This is a genomic window from Citrobacter sp. Cf136, from assembly GCF_030333815.1.
GTDB classification, from domain to species: Bacteria; Pseudomonadota; Gammaproteobacteria; order Enterobacterales; family Enterobacteriaceae; genus Citrobacter; species Citrobacter freundii.
Map to the genome: position 1 here is coordinate 454481 of NZ_JAOWFE010000029.1, position 16521 is coordinate 471001.

The following is a 16521-nucleotide window of genomic DNA, read 5'->3' on the forward strand; positions in this document are numbered from 1 at the left end:
ATAATCAGCAGTGCAACGTTAATCATTGTGCAAGCGCTCATTAAATATGCGTTATGAAAATAATGTTTTGGGCATATGCACACATGCATGGGCGCTAATCCACACATTTACGTATTGCTACCCCTGCTGGTGCGGTCTTGCTGAGTTTAAGTGATCATTGTCACATTCTTCACGATAAACTCCTGACATTCTTATTTCACGATACCGAATCTTTATTACTGAAAATGAGATTCAAAATATAAATATCCACACTATTATCACCACTTGTTGGAGAATACTGGACAATGGCCGACATCGAAATTAGACAAGAATCGCCAACGGCGTTTTATATTAAAGTTCACGAAACAGATAATGTGGCGATAATTGTCAATGACAATGGTCTGAAAGCCGGAACGCGTTTTCCGGACGGACTGGAACTCATTGAACATATTCCCCAGGGTCATAAAGTGGCGCTATTGGATATTCCTGCTCATGGCGAAATCGTGCGTTATGGCGAAGTGATAGGCTATGCCATTCGCGACATCCCACGCGGCAGCTGGATTGATGAATCAATGGTTGAGCTGCCCAAGGCTCCGCCGCTGGAGACGCTGCCGTTGGCAACTAAAGTGCCTGAGCCGCTGCCGCCTCTCGAGGGTTATACCTTCGAAGGTTACCGCAATGCTGACGGTAGCGTTGGCACCAAGAATCTGCTCGGCATCTCCACCAGCGTGCACTGCGTGGCGGGCGTGGTGGACTATGTGGTGAAAATCATTGAACGCGATCTGCTGCCCAAATACCCGAATGTTGACGGTGTGGTGGGGCTCAATCATCTGTACGGTTGCGGCGTGGCGATTAACGCTCCAGCCGCCATCGTGCCCATTCGAACTATTCATAATATTGCGCTGAACCCTAACTTTGGCGGTGAGGTAATGGTCATTGGCCTCGGCTGTGAAAAACTGCAGCCAGAGCGCCTGCTGGAAGGTACGCACGATGTAAAAAGCATTCCGGTCGACAGCGCCAGCATCGTCAGCCTGCAGGATGAAAAACACGTCGGCTTTCAATCAATGGTTGCCGATATTTTGCAAGTGGCCGAACGCCATCTGGCAAAGCTCAATCAGCGCCAGCGTGAAACCTGCCCGGCATCAGAACTGGTGGTCGGCATGCAGTGCGGCGGCAGCGATGCGTTTTCCGGCGTGACGGCCAACCCAGCGGTAGGTTATGCCTCCGACCTGTTAGTGCGCTGCGGCGCGACAGTGATGTTCTCCGAAGTCACCGAAGTGCGCGATGCCATCCACCTTCTGACCCCGCGCGCGATTAACGAAGAGGTGGGTAAACGCCTGCTCGAAGAGATGGCCTGGTACGATAACTACCTGGACATGGGCAAGACTGACCGGAGCGCCAACCCATCACCAGGCAACAAGAAAGGCGGTCTGGCAAACGTGGTAGAAAAAGCGCTGGGTTCTATTGCGAAGTCGGGCAAGAGCGCGATTGTCGAAGTCTTGTCGCCGGGACAGCGTCCAACCAAACGTGGCCTGATTTACGCTGCCACCCCCGCCAGCGATTTTGTCTGCGGTACGCAACAGGTTGCTTCCGGGATCACAGTACAAGTCTTTACCACCGGTCGCGGTACGCCGTATGGCCTGATGGCTGTGCCGGTGATTAAAATGGCGACACGCACCGAGCTGGCCAATCGTTGGTTTGACCTGATGGACATCAACGCCGGTACCATCGCTACCGGAGAAGAAACCATTGAAGACGTGGGTCTGAAACTGTTCGAGTTTATTCTCGACGTCGCCAGCGGACGTAAGAAAACCTTCTCAGATCAGTGGGGACTGCATAACCAGCTGGCGGTGTTTAACCCGGCGCCAGTGACCTGATTATTCCAATCAGTGAAATACCAGACGATGTCAGCGTCATCTGGTATTTCACCCCATCAGCGCCTTGATCTGCGCTAACGTTGACGTACCTTCCATTGGCCCACGCGTCGATATCGCCAACGAGCCTGCCGCATTGGCATGAGCCAACGCATCCGGAATCGAGTATCCTGCAAGAAACAGGCTGACAAATGTTGCGCCAAAGCAATCACCAGCACCAGTGGGATCGACAACGTCAACCGGATAGCCGGTGACGTGATGCTGCTCCTGCGTAGAATAATAGCTGGCACCGCGAGGACCGCGTTTAATCACAATATGTTTAATTCCCCGAGCAAGCAGGTTTTCGACAATCTGCAACTCATCGCGTGATTTGCTCAAACCAAAGTAGTCCAGTTCACCATCACTTGGCAGGAAGAAATCGGCGTAATCCAGGATGTATTCAAAAGCCTGTGACATCTCGCGAATATTCAGCATCTCTTTGCGAATGTTCGGATCGAACGAAATGGTTCCTCCGTTCTCTTTAACAATGCTGATGGCTTTACGCACGGCATCAATCAGTCGAAAAGAAAATAATGAAGATCCCATTATGTGGAAGTGGTTACATTGCCCAAGCAATTTTCCATCAAGATGTTCAGCGCTCAGCAACCCACAGGCGCTGTTAGGTAAATTGAAGATAAAATCACGCTGTGCCTGTGAACGATAGCTAACGAACGCACTGCCTGTGGTGGCATGAGGAAGAACGGAAATGCCCTTAACGTTCACACCGTCTCGTCTCAGCCGGGCGATATTCATCTCCCCAAAGGCATCATTGCCAACGCAACTAAATAGCAAAGACTGAAAGCCCAGCTTAGCGACCTGATCGGCAAAGATAGCTGGCGCCCCGCTGGGATACGGTCCCCAAAATTCGCCAGGAGACGAAAAACCCTGATTCTCTTTTTTCGCCAAAAATTCGACGAGTAATTCACCAAGTGTCGCAATAGTCATTTTCATGCGTTGTCCTTCACCTTGCCGGATGCAGGGCGGGATTTATCCAGGTCAGACATTCATTGTTGGTATAGCTGTTGGTCAACCCAACGGCGATAAATCGCGAGTGGTACTCGGCAGCAACAATCTGCGGGGTCACCACCGCACTAAGTGCGCTCAACTTACCTACAGAATATCTTGCTTCACCATAATCTGGACGCTGCGCAATGACCGCCACGCATCGCAGGCTGAGCCTGAGTGATTCCGCCAGTATTACCGCAGCGCTTTCGCTGGCCACACTCAGAGTGCCATCTTCGCTGACGTGCTCAATCATCACTACGCTACAGGTTGGCTGAAAACGCTGGATCGATTGAATAGCAATTTCGCCTTCCAGTCTCTGTCCGCTACGGTCCAGAGTCCCCCCCAGCAACACAATCTCGCCGTCAATATAATCACGCGCAGTAGACACATGGCCGAGATCGTTGAACGCCAGACGCAGCTCACGAGATTCGCCAAGAAAAGGGAGCGCTTTACGTGGAACGACTCCGGCCCCGAGAAAAAGCGAATCTTCATCAGCAACCAGGCGAGCCACCTGCTTCGCCAACTCAAGCTCTGCGCTACGGTCCCACTCCTGCACCAAACTCATATCCTGAGTGACAGATGCTCTAACCGGCTGTGCAGTATAAATCGCCCCGCCAAAAGATCTTTTCAGGTAACCCTGCTGCTCCAGGTAATTGAGATCATTACGGATTGTCACTCCTGAAACAGCTAACATTTCTGCCAGGTCGTCCACTTTGATTTCACCGTTCTTACGAACGATTTCGGCAATGTCCAGACGCCTCTTCAGCAGGCTGGTAGATGGTTTTGCCACAACGTACCCTTTTTATATGACATGTCGGAAGTCTCTTCCGCGCTTTAACTTTCATTTTTAAATTTCCTCTGAGTGATGTCAATTACGCTTCGTTCACGAAGATGCAAAAAACTCAAAACATTTCAGTAATATCAATAAATTAGCAGCATCCTGTTTTTTCTCATTAACTTACAAAAGAAAATTAATAGTCAATAAATAACTTTCATTTTATAAATTTTAATACGATTTTGTGTAGATGATCACAATAAGATCCATGAATGATCGTTAGATTACTTTCAAAATGAAGGCACAACATCAGTATCAACTTTAACTTTGAAAGTAAACTATAGAGAGAAAATCATGTTCATCATTTCCAGCAAAAATATGCTTCAGAAAGCGCAACGCGATGGCTACGCGGTACCAGCTTTTAATATCCATAACCTGGAAACCCTGCAGGTCGTTGTCGAAACCGCAGCAGAAATGCGCTCGCCATTGATCGTGGCAGGTACGCCAGGAACGTTTAGCTATGCCGGGACAGGAAATATCGTTGCGATCGCAGGCGATCTGGCTCGCGAGCACAATCTCCCTCTGGCAATTCACCTCGATCATCATGAATCAACGGTTGATATTGAAAGCAAAGTGCTGGCTGGCATCCGTTCAGTGATGATCGACGGCTCTCACTTCCCATTCGAAGAAAACGTGACGCTGGTGAAAAAAGTGGTCGATTTTTGCCATCGCTACGATACGAGTGTAGAAGCAGAGCTGGGACGTCTGGGCGGCGTGGAAGACGATCTGATCGTCGACAGCAAAGATGCGCTGTACACCAACCCACAACAGGCGCGTGAATTCGTTGCGCGGACCGGTATTGACTCTCTGGCCGTCGCTATTGGCACCGCACATGGACTGTACGCCGCAGAACCCAAGCTCGACTTTAACCGCCTGGCAGAGATCCGCGCACAGGTCGATATCCCGCTTGTTCTGCACGGTGCCTCCGGCCTGCCAGAAAACGATATCCGCAAAGCTATTAGCCTGGGCGTGTGCAAAGTTAATGTCGCGACAGAGTTAAAAATCGCATTTTCTGATGCGCTAAAACAGTACTTTGCACAAAACCCGAAAGCCAACGATCCGCGCCACTACATGCGGCCAGCAAAACAGGCGATGAAAGCAGTCGTACGCAAAGTGATCCATGTCTGCGGTTGTGAAGGACAGTTGTGAGGGAATGCCAGTGATCTACACGTTAACGCTCAACACCGCGATTGATATGAATATCTTTAGCGATCCTTTACAGCCTGACATTGTAAACCGTACGCGCCATACAGAATATTGCCCAAATGGAAAAGGCGTCAACGTCGCTCTGGTATTAAAACATTTTCAACGACCTGCACATATACTTGGCATTTTTGGGGGGTTTACTGGTCGTTATATTGTAGAAGAGTTACGCAAGAAAAAAATTAGCGTATCTCCTGCGTGGGTCAATGAACCAACAAGAATTAATATTTTTATTAATGATGGTCAACAGGAGTACAAACTGGTCAATCCTGGTTCATATATTCCTGATGACTGTAAGCAGCAAGTATTGAATGAAATATCACGACTATCTGATGCAGAGTATTTAGTTATCAGTGGCAGTTTGCCCCAGGGAATCGAAAGTAACTTTTATGCTGAAATTATGCAGATTTGTCGGCATAAAGAAATTGCGATTGTACTGGATATTAGTCATCCATCGTTGCGTCAATTACTGGAGTTTAATCCATTATTAATCAAGCCAAACGACGAAGAGGTAAACGCCATTTTTGGGTTAACCGTAACCAATGATGTTCAGGCAAAAAATGCCTTTGCAGAATTGCACTCTCTCGGCGCGCAGAATGTTTTACTGACGCTCGGAGCCAAAGGAATGTACTTCTCGAATGGCATTGATCGCTGGTTCTGCTCCGCACCGACTATTGAACTGGTGAGTTCAGCCTGCGCAGGCGATGCTGCGCTTGCTGCATTCTTAAGCCATTGGTTAACCACAGGTGAAGTCGAATATGCTCTGGCGCTTGCCAGCGCAACGGGTGCTGATGTAGCAAGTTCGGCCGGGCTGGGCCAACTTGCAGCGATTGATACATTACTTCCTCAAACCCATGTCCGAAAGCTGTAAACAAAAACAAATTAAAGGTCTGCTTATGAAAAAGATCATTGCAGTTACCGGCTGCCCTACCGGTATCGCGCATACTTTTATGGCTGAAGAAGCTTTAAAACATGCAGCGAAGAAAATGTCTGTCGAAATAAAAGTGGAAACGAATGGTGCTAGCGGCGTTGAGAATGTTATTACGCCCACTGACCTTATTGATATCGTGGGGGTGATTATTGCGGCTGATAAAGATGTTTCTCCCGATCGTTTTAATGGCTTACCCGTTATTGAAGTCCCGGTAAAAGAAGCCATTCACCATCCTGTTGAACTGATTAACAAGATTCTCAATGGCGAAGCCTCCATTCGTAAAGGAGCCCAAACTATTTCACAGAATAACACAGAAAAAGAGTCTTTAGGTCGTCAGATTTATAAACATCTGATGAGTGGTGTTTCGAACATGCTGCCATTCGTGGTCGCCGGCGGTATATTGATTGCTATTTCTTTTTTATGGGGAATTTATTCCGCCGACCCTAAGTCACCGGAATATAATGCCATTGCAGCCATGTTAATGAAGATTGGACAGCAGGCTTTTTCAATCATGGTTCCCGTCTTTACTGCGTATATCGCTTACTCTATATCCGGAAGGCCTGGAATGGTGGCTGGCTTCGTTGGCGGCTTACTGGCTAACGCAACGGGTGCAGGGTTTCTCGGCGGCATCATTGCCGGGTTTGCAGCTGGTTATCTGATGCTGTGGGTAAAAAATCGGCTCGACGGTTTGCCTCGTCAGTACGAAGGGCTGAAGTCCATTTTCATAATGCCGCTGATTGGCGTGCTGGCTATTGGTGTGCTGATGTCGCTACTCGGACAACCCGTTGCCGCCATCAACAACGGTATGATGAACTGGCTTGCATCATTACAGGAAGCCAATCCTATTCTGCTTGGAATTGTCGTCGGTGCCATGTGCTCGTTCGACTTTGGTGGCCCGGTCAACAAAGCTGCCTACGTAACCGGCACGCTGCTGCTCGGCCAGGGAAACTATTTCTTTATGGCGGGGGTTTCCGCTGCCTGTATTACTCCTCCGCTGGTGATCGCTCTGGCAACCACCTTCTTCCCAAGAGGTTTTAGCGAAGAAGAACGCGCCGCCGGGATGGTGAACTACATTCTTGGCTGTACGCACATCACTGAAGGCGCGATCCCGTTTGCTGCAAAAGATCCTCTACGTGTAATCCCAATGATGATGATCGCGTCAAGTATCTCCGCCGTTCTCAGCTACAGCCTGCATATCCAGGTACCCGCCCCGCATGGCGGTTTCCTGATCCTGCCATTAGTCAGCAAACCCATTGCCTGGGTGCTGTGTATTCTTGCAGGCTCCGCATGCGGCGCCATTATGCTGGGATCGTGGAGATTGTGGCTAAATCGCAAACTGCCTGTCGGTTCTGACAACACCACTATTCAGACAGGAGGTCAGAATGCAACTTTGTGAGCAGGACATTTTCATCAGTGACGAGCAAATCGATAAAGCCACTGCACTCCAACGGGTCTCAGAGAAGTTGGTTGCAGCCGGGAATACGACACCTGAGTATCTGCAAGGTATGCTGGATCGTGAAGCTCAAATCTCCACTTACCTCGGTAACGGTATTGCCATCCCTCACGGCACGCCTGAGACTCGCCACGCCGTACTGAATACTGGCGTGAAGGTCATCATTTTTCGTCAGGGTGTGGCATGGGGGGATGATAACATTGCACATATGGTCACTGGTATTGCAGCGCGTTCAAATGAACATCTTGAGATTCTGCGTCAATTGACCCGCGTATTAAGTGATGACAACGTCCCTCAAGCGTTACAAAAGGCGAAAACACCCTGCGAAGTTTTAACCATTTTAACTGGCACTGATACGGACAATAACCCACCAGAAGAAAGAATTGCAGGTGAACAGGCCACCTTCGTTATTCATAACCCGCATGGCCTGCATGCCAGACCGAGTGCTGTACTGGTCAAATTTATTAAGCAATTTGATTGCGCCGTCACGATTGAAAACCTTGATAACAACACAGGTCCTGTAGATGGTAAAAATCTGATGAAAGTTGTCTCGTTAGGCGCAAAAAATGGTCATCGTATGCGATTCACTGCGCAAGGTGCGGATGCCCAACGGGCTCTACATGAGATTGGGCAACGTATTGGACAGGGATTAGGAGAGATGGTCTCAGTGCCCGTCACCCCACCCCCTGAAGCAGCACGCCAGAAACGAAGTTGGCTATCTCGTTTGTTTAATTAATGTCTGACTAACCTTATCCGCGCCTGGTTTCTTCAGGCGCGGATTGATGCCTAATGCTAAATCGCCTTTCAAACCACCTTTCATAACCCTCCCATTCCTTTCGATGCTTTCATTTTTCAGATCGAAATCACATAAAAACATTACGAAACCCTATACTTTATTTCGAAGAAAGAGAATCGAAAGATTTCGGAGGAAGTATGTTTATTATTTCAAGCAAAATGATGCTGAATAAGGCACAACAAGAAGGCTACGCCGTACCGGCGTTTAACATCCACAACCTGGAGACCCTACAGGTTGTCGTGGAAACAGCAGCCGAACTGCGTTCTCCGTTGATCGTCGCCGGCACACCTGGCACTTTTAGTTATGCCGGAGTCGGAAACATCGTTGCAATCGCCAGTGAACTGGCAAAATGCTGGAACCATCCCCTCGCCATCCACCTCGATCACCATGAAAGCGCCACTGATATTGAAGTGAAAGTCGCTACGGGTATTCGCTCCGTCATGATCGATGGTTCCCATCTGCCGTTTGCCGAAAACATTACGTTAGTTAAACGCGTGACGGACCACTGCCACCGCTATGACGTTAGCGTTGAAGCGGAGCTGGGACGGCTGGGTGGACAAGAAGATGACCTGATTGTGGATGGAAAAGATGCGCTTTATACCCACCCAGAACAGGCTCGGGAGTTCGTGGAAAAAACCGGTATCGACTCACTGGCGGTCGCGATTGGCACGGCGCATGGCCTGTACAACGCTGAACCAAAACTGGATTTCGAACGACTGGCAGAAATTCGCCAGTGCGTTGAAATCCCTTTGGTTTTACATGGCGCATCCGGCCTTCCGACACACGATATTAAGCGCGCTATCTCTTTAGGGATCTGCAAAGTGAACGTCGCGACCGAACTCAAAATAGCCTTTGCTGGCGCACTCAAAACTTATCTGAGTACACATGCCAATGCGAATGACCCACGGCATTACATGATGCCTGCCAAAGCCGCCATGAAAGAGGTGGTGCGTAAAGTCATTGCCGATTGCGGCTGTGAAGGGAAATTGTAACTTATTGATTTAATTTACTTGTCCGGATTCTGACAAAGGTCTGTTTTAAAGCTGGATCACGAAAGTCGCTTTTACCCTTTGCCTTCAATCCAAAAATATTATGAAGATAAACAAAAGATATCGGAGATAGAAGTGAAAGAAATAATCTCTCGTCATAAAGCAGGTGAACATTTAGGTATTTGTTCTGTTTGTTCAGCACATCCGCTGGTCATTGAATCCGCATTACGTTTTGATCTCAATACAGACAGTAAAGTTCTGATCGAAGCGACATCTAATCAGGTTAATCAGTTTGGTGGTTATACAGGGATGAAACCCGCTGATTTCCGTGACTTTGTCTATGGCATCGCACAAGAGATTGGTTTCCCTCGCGAAAGACTGATCCTCGGGGGCGATCACCTCGGCCCTAACTGCTGGCAAAATGAAACTGCGGCAGAAGCGATGGAGAAATCGGTTGAGTTAATTAAAGCCTACGTCGCTGCAGGATTCAGCAAAATTCACCTGGATGCTTCAATGTCCTGCGCTGACGACCCTACACCGCTGGACCCAATGGTTGTTGCCCAGCGAGCTGCCGTGCTTTGCCAGGCTGCGGAAGCAATAGCCACGGAAGAACAAAAACGCCAACTGACTTACGTGATTGGTACAGAAGTCCCGGTACCAGGTGGAGAAGCCAGCACCATTGGTACTGTACACGTTACGCGCGAAGAAGATGCCGCCAGGACACTGGAAACCCACCAGGTTGCCTTCCGTGCGTTAGGACTTAAAGAGGCGTTAACTCGCGTTATCGCCATTGTGGTTCAGCCCGGCGTCGAGTTCGACCACACTCAAATCATTCACTATCAACCACAAGCTGCAAAAGCGCTTTCTGCCTGGATCAAAGAAACCCCAATGGTCTACGAAGCGCATTCAACAGATTATCAAACCCGTCAGGCATACCGTGCGCTGGTACGCGATCACTATGCAATTTTGAAAGTGGGTCCGGCACTCACCTTTGCCCTACGTGAAGCCATTTTTGCCCTGGCGCAAATGGAAAATGAGCTGGTATCTCCGGAGCAGCGAAGCCGGGTTCTGGACGTGATTGACGAAGTGATGCTGAATGAACCGGATTACTGGAAAAAATACTATCGCCCAACCTGGAGTCAGGCGATGATTGATATTCACTTCAGTCTCTCCGACCGTATTCGTTACTACTGGCCGCATCCCCGCATTCGCCAAAGCGTAGAGAAATTAATAACCAACCTTAATGACGTCGCGTTACCTCTGGGACTCATTAGCCAATTTATGCCGGTGCAATTTGAGCGTCTGTCTGAAGGCACATTAACCGCGACACCACACAATTTGATTATCGACAAAATCCAGGATGTGCTGCGCGCCTATCGCTTTGGTTGCGCACCAGTAATCGCCTGAAATCTGGAGAATATATGAGTCAACTCTTTGTCCGAACAGGAATTAACTTTAGCTCGTGTCAGCATGCGCTGACCCATATTGGGGAGGAGATGCTGGCTAAAGGGGTCGTGCATGAAAGCTACCCGCAGGCCCTTATTGAGCGTGAAGCAACCTTTCCAACTGGAATCGCGCTGGAACGTCATGCCGTTGCGATTCCGCATTGTGAAGCTGTTCACGCGAAATCTCCGGCTATCTATCTGATTCGCCCAGATACACCGGTTAACTTTCAACAAGCGGATGATGATGAAGAGATAGCCGTCTCTTTAATTATCGCCTTAATCGTTGAAAACCCGACGGCGCAACTGAAGCTCCTGCGTCGTCTGTTTAGTGAGCTACAAATCCCGAGCACCATTGAAGCATTGCTGAATGCACCCGATGCAGAACTGGCAATGCTCTTTCGGGAAAAAATCCTTGAGTCTGAGACCTGCGCCCAGGCTTGATAAAAAACTGATAATAAAAGGAATACCCTATGAAACGTAAAGTAATTGTGGCCTGTGGCGGTGCTGTAGCAACTTCAACAATGGCTGCGGAAGAAATTAAAGAGCTCTGCGAAGCCAACAATATCCAACTCGACCTGGTTCAGTGCCGGGTAACGGAAATCGAAACCTATATGGATGGCGCGGACCTTATTTGTACTACTGCTCGCGTTGACCGTACATTTGGCGATATCCCGGTTGTTCACGGCATGCCTTTTGTCTCAGGCGTGGGTATCGAAGCATTACAGCAAAAAATACTGACTATCCTCGTGGGGTAACGCCATGTTTAGCGAAATAATGCGTTATATCCTCGATTTAGGTCCAACGGTTATGCTGCCGTTAGTGATCATCATCTTCTCAAAATTACTGGGAATGAAGCTCGGGGATTGTTTTAAATCTGGTCTGCATATCGGGATCGGCTTCGTCGGCATTGGTCTGGTGATCGGCCTGATGCTGGACTCTATTGGACCAGCCGCAAAAGCGATGGCGGAACAGTTTCAAATCAACCTGCACGTTATTGACGTCGGCTGGCCGGGTTCATCACCAATGACCTGGGCTTCGCAAATTGCGTTAATTGCGATTCCTGTCGCCATTGGTGTGAATATCCTGATGCTGGTTACCCGCATGACCCGCGTGGTGAACGTCGACATCTGGAATATCTGGCATATGACGTTTACCGGCGCCATGTTGCATCTGGCGACCGGTTCATACTGGCTGGGCATTCTCGGCGTGGTTGTTCATGCCGCCTTCGTCTATAAACTGGGTGACTGGTTTGCTAAAGACACGCGCGACTTTTTTGGTCTGGAAGGGATTGCTATCCCCCACGGTTCCTCAGCCTACCTGGGCCCAATAGCGGTCCTAGTTGATACGATCATTGAAAAAATCCCGGGTCTGAATCGTATTCACTTTAGTGCAGACGATGTACAGAAACGCTTCGGACCTTTTGGCGAGCCGGTTACCGTCGGCTTCGTTATGGGTCTGGTCATCGGTATGCTGGCAGGATATGACGTGAAAGGCGTCCTGCAACTGGCCGTGAAAACGGCTGCCGTGATGCTGCTGATGCCACGCGTGATTAAACCGATTATGGATGGCTTAACACCTATCGCGAAGCATGCCCGCAAACGCCTGCAGGCAAAATTTGGCGGTCAGGAGTTCTTAATTGGTCTGGATCCTGCACTGCTTCTCGGTCATACGTCGGTAGTTTCTGCCAGTCTGATCTTTATCCCGCTGACCATCCTGATTGCCGTGCTGGTCCCAGGTAATCAGGTACTGCCATTCGGCGATCTCGCGACCATTGGGTTCTTTGTTGCCATGGCGGTAGCTGTTCATCAGGGGAACTTGTTCCGCACGCTGATCTCTGGCGTCATTATCATGGGTATCACCCTGTGGATAGCAACCCAGACTATTGGTTTACATACCCAACTTGCCGCCAATGCAGGCGCATTGAAAGCCGGTGGCATGGTGGCCTCAATGGACCAGGGCGGCTCCCCAGTCACCTGGCTACTGATCCAGCTTTTCACCTGGCAGAACGTGGTAGGTTTCATCGTTATCGCGGCTATTTATCTGTTGGGTGTACTGCTGACCTGGCGTCGGGCACGTAATTTCGTGGCAGCTGAAAAAGCAGCAGCTATAACGGAAAGCCAGACCGCATCATAATTTCTGGGGAGCATTTGCTCCCCTTCACATTTCTGGAGAATCTTATGAAATCAGTGGTTATTCACGCTGAGGGCGACGTACGCGTTGAAGAACGTCCCATACCACATCTGCAAACGGATGAAGATGTACTGGTTAAGGTAGTCAGCTCAGGGCTTTGCGGCTCGGACATTCCCCGAATCTTCAATCGTGGAGCTCACTATTATCCAATCACGCTTGGGCATGAGTTCAGTGGCTATGTTGAATCCTACGGCGCAGGGGTTACCGACCTACAACCCGGCGATGCCGTTGCCTGCGTACCGCTACTTCCCTGCTTCCACTGCCCTCAGTGCGAGCGCGGCTACTTCTCGTTGTGTAAGCAGTATCAGTTTGTCGGTTCACGTAGCGAAGGGGGCAACGCAGAATATGTGGTGGTGAAACGCGCTAATTTGTTCCGCCTGCCTTCAGATATGCCGATTGAAGATGGCGCGTTCATTGAGCCCATCACCGTCGGCCTGCATGCGTTTCATTTGGCGCAGGGTTGTGAAGGCAAAAACGTGATTATTGTTGGCGCGGGTACTATCGGTTTACTGGCACTGCAATGTGCCCGTGAACTCGGCGCCAAAAGCATCACGGCGATTGATATCAACCCGCAAAAGCTGGCGTTAGCAAAAGAACTGGGGGCAACCTATGTGTTTAACAGTCGGGAGATGAGTGCGACTGAGATTCACTCTGATCTGGAGAATGTTCAGTTTGACCAACTCATACTGGAAACCGCAGGAACCCCACAAACTGTGACGCTATCGATAGAAATTGCCGGCCCTCGCGCTCAACTGGCGTTAGTGGGTACGCTGCATCACGATCTGGCGCTGGCTTCTGGTGTCTTTGGACAAATATTGCGTAAAGAGTTAACCATTCTTGGCAGTTGGATGAACTATTCCAGCCCATGGCCTGGAGAAGAGTGGGTAACCGCAGCGCGTTTACTGACGGAAAAACGCTTACAGCTTGAGCCATTAATTGCCCACAGTGGTGATGCCGAGAGCTTTGCCAGCGCCGTCAAGTCACTCAATGGCGCGCCGATGCAGGGTAAAATTCTGCTCAAACTCTCCTGACCCCACGAGCCAGCAACCTGCGCTGGCTCACATTTACTTTCGAAATTTAGCGTTCACCTTTCGCAATCCTTCGATTAAACTAGTGACAGTCAAATTATCAGGCAAATCAATATGAACTCATTTGAGAGAAGGAATAAAATTGTCGACCTGATTAATACGCAAGGTAGCGTACTGGTAATGGACCTTTCGAATACCTTTGGTATTTCTGAAGTCACCATTCGCGCCGACCTGCGGTTATTAGAAGAGAAGGGTCTGGTCACCCGTTTTCATGGCGGTGCGGCAAAACCTGGAAGCCATCTGGCTGAAGGTGACAATCAGGAAGTATTGTTAGAAGATCGGTATCAGCTTGCCAGCGATCCTAAAAAGCGGATCGCTCAGGCGGCAACGGCAATGGTCGAAGAAGGAATGACCGTGATTCTGGATAGCGGAAGCACGACCTTACTGATCGCTGAGGCGCTAAACCGAAAAAGTAATATCACTGTTATTACCAATAGCCTGCCTGCTGCGTTTACGTTATCGGAAAACAAAGATATTACGCTGGTCGTCTGCGGTGGCACGGTGCGTCACAAAACGCATTCAATGCATGGCACTATCGCTGAACGTTCCCTACAAGGAATAAGCGCTGACCTGATGTTTGTGGGTGCTGACGGGATCGATGCCACTAATGGTATTACGACATTCAACGAAGGCTATTCGATTAGTAGCGTAATGGCGGCGGCTGCACATAAGGTCATTGCCGTACTGGATGCAACAAAATTTAACCGACGCGGATTTAATCAGGTACTTCCCATGGAGAAGATTAACTGCGTAATAACCGACGACAGCATAAGCAAACAGGATAAATCAGCGCTGGTTAAAACAGGCGTTGAACTGCTGGTCGTTTAAATTACCCGCCACATCCCCCGTTTCGTCGAGCCAACGCGTTGCAGTTTGCCTTTTAGCTGCAACGCTTTCAGATAGCGTTCAACTGTTCGGGGTGAAATTTCACACTCATCAGCGATACTTTTGGCGGTTCTGCCAGGCTGATTCGACAAGATTCGTAGAATGCGCTTTTCCATATCCAGTAAATCAGACGGCATTTCTTCCGACATTTCTTCCGACATTTCTTCCGACAGGGTCGATGATTGTCCTAATCCCTCTTGCAAAGCAGAGATAATGTTTTCCAGAATAAATTCTATAAATGGCGTGCAGCTGCTTTGCCGATCGCACACTCCTAGCACCTGGTAATAGCGATCCTGCTGGTAGTGGATCAGCGTTTCCACCGGCAACCAGGCTAATTCTGAACGCCACTCACTCAGGATTAATGTCTGCCACAATCGCCCCATCCGTCCATTGCCGTCGGCAAAAGGATGAATAAATTCGAACTCGTAATGGAATACAGCACCAGCGATAAGCGGGTGAAGTTCTGTCGTTTTTAACCAGTCCAGTAAATCATTCATCAAGCGAAGAACTTGTGAGACCGGCGGGGCCATATGAATAAGCTGTTTTTCCCTGTAAACACCGACATTGCCAGATCGCAATTGGCCCGGGTTATCGACAAGCCCCATCATCAGGACTTGATGTGCCTGTAAAAGATCGGAGAGTTTTTCACTTTTCCACTCCGACATTTTTTCGTATGCCAGAATCGCATTTCTGACTTCCTGTATATCTTTAGCCGGAGCCAAAATACGCTTACCGTCCATCAGGGCTGTAACCTGATCCGTCGTCAACGAATTATGCTCAATCGCTAAAGAAGCCTGGATAGTACGAATACGGTTCTCTTTGCGCAAAAGAGGAGATATTCTGCCCGCCATCGCCGCCCAATGCCCCATCAGCTCACCAATCTCAATGACTTGATTGAGGATCAATGGCGTAACGGTAAAAGGCGGTTGGTAGGTGCTCACGTCTAGTCTCCCTGTTGTTCCAGTGCGTGCTTATACAGCGCATTCTTTTTCACGCCGTGGATTTCAGCGGCCAGCGCGGCGGCCTTTTTCAGCGGCAGTTCTGCCTGTAATAAAGCCAACGTACGCAGCGCATCGGCAGGGAGATCGTCTTCCTGCGCTTTATGCCCTTCGACAATCAGCACCATTTCACCTTTACGACGGTTTTCATCTTCCTTGACCCACGCAAGCAGTTCGCCGACCGGTGCGCCGTGAATGGTTTCCCAGGTTTTCGTCAGTTCACGCGCCAGCACCACGTAACGGGATTCGCCCCAGACGGCAACCATGTCTTCCAGGCTATCCAGCAAGCGGTGGGTAGATTCATAAAAAATAAGCGTACGCGGCTCTGCCTCAATGGCTTTCATCGCATCACGACGCCCTTTCGATTTGGCAGGCAGAAAACCTTCATAGCAAAAGCGGTCTGAAGGCAAACCAGCAGCGCTTAGGGCAGCAATCGCCGCGCAAGGGCCCGGCAGAGGAACAACGCGGATCCCCGCTTCGCGACAGGTGCGCACCAGATGGTAGCCAGGATCGTTAATCAGCGGCGTTCCGGCATCGGAAACCAGCGCAATGTTTTGCCCTTCTTTGAGTTTCGCCACCAGCGTTTCGGCCTTTTGCTGCTCGTTGTGGTCATGTAACGCGAACAAACGGGCGTTAATCGCGAAGTGTTGTAACAATAATCCTGTATGACGTGTGTCTTCAGCGGCAATCAAATCAACGGCTTGTAAAACTTCGAGCGCTCGTTGGGTAATATCAGCCAAATTTCCTATAGGAGTAGGTACAATAAAGAGTTGGCCTTGAGAATTATCCGCCGATTCGTGTTGTTTCATTG

General features: G+C 49.4%; 16 protein-coding genes. 12 read left to right on the forward strand and 4 right to left on the reverse strand.

What is annotated here, in order from left to right; genetic code table 11:
* Positions 1–284: 284 nt before the first annotated feature.
* Positions 285–1856: a galactarate dehydratase gene (gene garD / locus OGV98_RS02745; RefSeq protein WP_044701298.1), complete on the forward strand. Its 1572-nt coding sequence runs from the start codon at positions 285–287 to the stop codon at positions 1854–1856.
* Between the two features lie 48 nt (positions 1857–1904).
* Here the strand turns inward: garD and OGV98_RS02750 are convergent, their stop codons facing one another.
* Both OGV98_RS02750 and OGV98_RS02755 read right to left on the reverse strand, forming a co-directional pair.
* Positions 1905–2843, reverse strand: a complete 939-nt coding sequence (locus OGV98_RS02750) for a sugar kinase (RefSeq protein WP_048232847.1) — start codon at positions 2841–2843, stop codon at positions 1905–1907.
* 10 nt (positions 2844–2853) lie between these two features.
* Positions 2854–3687, reverse strand: a complete 834-nt coding sequence (locus OGV98_RS02755; RefSeq protein WP_044714486.1) for a DeoR/GlpR family DNA-binding transcription regulator — start codon at positions 3685–3687, stop codon at positions 2854–2856.
* Between the two features lie 339 nt (positions 3688–4026).
* Between OGV98_RS02755 and OGV98_RS02760 the strand changes: the two genes are divergently transcribed.
* The 11 genes from OGV98_RS02760 (at position 4027) to OGV98_RS02810 (ending at position 14655) form a co-directional block, all read left to right on the forward strand.
* Complete coding sequence (locus OGV98_RS02760; protein ID WP_044714487.1) at positions 4027–4881, forward strand: tagatose bisphosphate family class II aldolase; 855 nt, start codon at positions 4027–4029, stop codon at positions 4879–4881.
* Positions 4882–4891: 10 nt separating this feature from the next.
* The gene (gene pfkB / locus OGV98_RS02765) at positions 4892–5806 is read left to right on the forward strand and encodes a 1-phosphofructokinase (protein WP_200023938.1); all 915 of its coding nucleotides are present in this window, start codon (positions 4892–4894) and stop codon (positions 5804–5806) included.
* 25 nt (positions 5807–5831) lie between these two features.
* Positions 5832–7262, forward strand: a complete 1431-nt coding sequence (locus tag OGV98_RS02770) for a PTS fructose transporter subunit IIC (RefSeq protein WP_142712486.1) — start codon at positions 5832–5834, stop codon at positions 7260–7262.
* Positions 7249–8055 carry an HPr family phosphocarrier protein gene (locus OGV98_RS02775; RefSeq protein ID WP_115489292.1) on the forward strand — a complete coding sequence of 269 codons (807 nt, stop codon included), beginning with the start codon at positions 7249–7251 and terminating at the stop codon, positions 8053–8055. The genes OGV98_RS02770 and OGV98_RS02775 overlap by 14 nt, the downstream gene beginning before the upstream one ends.
* A gap of 197 nt (positions 8056–8252) precedes the next feature.
* On the forward strand, positions 8253–9107 hold the full coding sequence (locus OGV98_RS02780; RefSeq protein ID WP_202580971.1) for a tagatose bisphosphate family class II aldolase: 855 nt from the start codon (positions 8253–8255) through the stop codon (positions 9105–9107).
* 132 nt (positions 9108–9239) lie between these two features.
* Positions 9240–10511: a tagatose-bisphosphate aldolase subunit GatZ gene (gatZ, locus tag OGV98_RS02785; protein ID WP_202580970.1), complete on the forward strand. Its 1272-nt coding sequence runs from the start codon at positions 9240–9242 to the stop codon at positions 10509–10511.
* 14 nt (positions 10512–10525) lie between these two features.
* Positions 10526–10990, forward strand: a complete 465-nt coding sequence (gene gatA, locus OGV98_RS02790) for a PTS galactitol transporter subunit IIA (protein ID WP_199400235.1) — start codon at positions 10526–10528, stop codon at positions 10988–10990.
* A gap of 29 nt (positions 10991–11019) precedes the next feature.
* Positions 11020–11304, forward strand: coding sequence for a PTS galactitol transporter subunit IIB (gatB, locus tag OGV98_RS02795; protein ID WP_003828616.1), 285 nt, complete (start codon positions 11020–11022; stop codon positions 11302–11304).
* 4 nt (positions 11305–11308) lie between these two features.
* A complete protein-coding gene (locus OGV98_RS02800) occupies positions 11309–12682 on the forward strand; it encodes a galactitol-specific PTS transporter subunit IIC (protein WP_044714497.1) in 1374 nt (457 codons plus the stop codon).
* A gap of 44 nt (positions 12683–12726) precedes the next feature.
* On the forward strand, positions 12727–13770 hold the full coding sequence (gene gatD, locus OGV98_RS02805; protein ID WP_044714500.1) for a galactitol-1-phosphate 5-dehydrogenase: 1044 nt from the start codon (positions 12727–12729) through the stop codon (positions 13768–13770).
* Positions 13771–13881: 111 nt separating this feature from the next.
* Positions 13882–14655 carry a DeoR/GlpR family DNA-binding transcription regulator gene (locus tag OGV98_RS02810; protein ID WP_044714502.1) on the forward strand — a complete coding sequence of 258 codons (774 nt, stop codon included), beginning with the start codon at positions 13882–13884 and terminating at the stop codon, positions 14653–14655.
* Here the strand turns inward: OGV98_RS02810 and OGV98_RS02815 are convergent.
* Both OGV98_RS02815 and rsmI read right to left on the reverse strand, forming a co-directional pair.
* The gene (locus tag OGV98_RS02815; RefSeq protein WP_286551020.1) at positions 14652–15653 is read right to left on the reverse strand and encodes a Fic family protein; all 1002 of its coding nucleotides are present in this window, start codon (positions 15651–15653) and stop codon (positions 14652–14654) included. The two genes, OGV98_RS02810 and OGV98_RS02815, sit on opposite strands and share 4 nt — an antisense overlap.
* 2 nt (positions 15654–15655) lie before the next feature.
* Complete coding sequence (gene rsmI / locus OGV98_RS02820) at positions 15656–16519, reverse strand: 16S rRNA (cytidine(1402)-2'-O)-methyltransferase (protein WP_115489295.1); 864 nt, start codon at positions 16517–16519, stop codon at positions 15656–15658.
* Positions 16520–16521 lie beyond the last annotated feature (2 nt).

Excerpts from the sequence above, each read along its gene's own strand:
- OGV98_RS02800 (WP_044714497.1), top strand. The coding sequence starts at position 11,309 with ATGTTTAGCGAAATAATGCGTTATATCCTCGATTTAGGTCCAACGGTT.
- OGV98_RS02750 (WP_048232847.1), bottom strand. The coding sequence starts at position 2,843 with ATGAAAATGACTATTGCGACACTTGGTGAATTACTCGTCGAATTTTTG.
- OGV98_RS02760 (WP_044714487.1), top strand. The coding sequence starts at position 4,027 with ATGTTCATCATTTCCAGCAAAAATATGCTTCAGAAAGCGCAACGCGAT.
- OGV98_RS02770 (WP_142712486.1), top strand. The coding sequence starts at position 5,832 with ATGAAAAAGATCATTGCAGTTACCGGCTGCCCTACCGGTATCGCGCAT.
- OGV98_RS02810 (WP_044714502.1), top strand. The coding sequence starts at position 13,882 with ATGAACTCATTTGAGAGAAGGAATAAAATTGTCGACCTGATTAATACG.
- gatA (WP_199400235.1), top strand. The coding sequence starts at position 10,526 with ATGAGTCAACTCTTTGTCCGAACAGGAATTAACTTTAGCTCGTGTCAG.
- OGV98_RS02775 (WP_115489292.1), top strand. The coding sequence starts at position 7,249 with ATGCAACTTTGTGAGCAGGACATTTTCATCAGTGACGAGCAAATCGAT.
- gatD (WP_044714500.1), top strand. The coding sequence starts at position 12,727 with ATGAAATCAGTGGTTATTCACGCTGAGGGCGACGTACGCGTTGAAGAA.
- garD (WP_044701298.1), top strand. The coding sequence starts at position 285 with ATGGCCGACATCGAAATTAGACAAGAATCGCCAACGGCGTTTTATATT.
- rsmI (WP_115489295.1), bottom strand. The coding sequence starts at position 16,519 with ATGAAACAACACGAATCGGCGGATAATTCTCAAGGCCAACTCTTTATT.
- gatB (WP_003828616.1), top strand. The coding sequence starts at position 11,020 with ATGAAACGTAAAGTAATTGTGGCCTGTGGCGGTGCTGTAGCAACTTCA.
- OGV98_RS02780 (WP_202580971.1), top strand. The coding sequence starts at position 8,253 with ATGTTTATTATTTCAAGCAAAATGATGCTGAATAAGGCACAACAAGAA.